Raw genomic sequence first — 541 nt, forward strand, 5'->3', positions numbered from 1 at the left:
GACGCCTTCAGTGAGTTTTGTGATGCCCACCCTGATCATACGGTGGTGGTGTATGCAAATACCTCTGCGGCGGTCAAGGCCCGTGCCGACTGGGTAGTAACCTCTAGCATAGCCTTAGAAATTGTTGAGCATTTAGATGAACAGGGCAAGCCCATTATCTGGGGGCCGGATCGTCATTTAGGCTCTTATATTGCCAATAAGACCGGTGCAGATATGCTGATGTGGCAAGGGGAGTGTATCGTTCACGATGAATTCTCTGCGCAAAAGCTTAGCGACATGAAAGCGGTTTATCCTGATGCCGCCATATTGGTACATCCTGAATCGCCTGCCAGTGTGGTGGATTTAGCTGATGCTGTTGGGTCAACCAGTCAGTTGATCAAAGCGGCTGAAATGATGCCGAATAAGACCTTCATTGTGGCAACAGACAAAGGCATTTTTTATAAGATGCAACAACTGATGCCAAACAAAACCTTTATTGAGGCTCCAACGGCCGGTAACGGCGCAACGTGTAAGAGTTGTGCACATTGCCCTTGGATGGCAA

Annotated in this window: 1 protein-coding gene; it reads left to right on the forward strand. The window is 48.6% G+C overall.

Annotated elements, in window-relative coordinates:
* On the forward strand, window positions 1-541 hold a 541-nt coding region (locus V5298_RS11120), incomplete at both ends, for a quinolinate synthase (protein ID WP_332931532.1).

This window comes from Alteromonas sp. 14N.309.X.WAT.G.H12 (genome assembly GCF_036697315.1).
Taxonomy (GTDB): Bacteria; Pseudomonadota; Gammaproteobacteria; order Enterobacterales; family Alteromonadaceae; genus Alteromonas.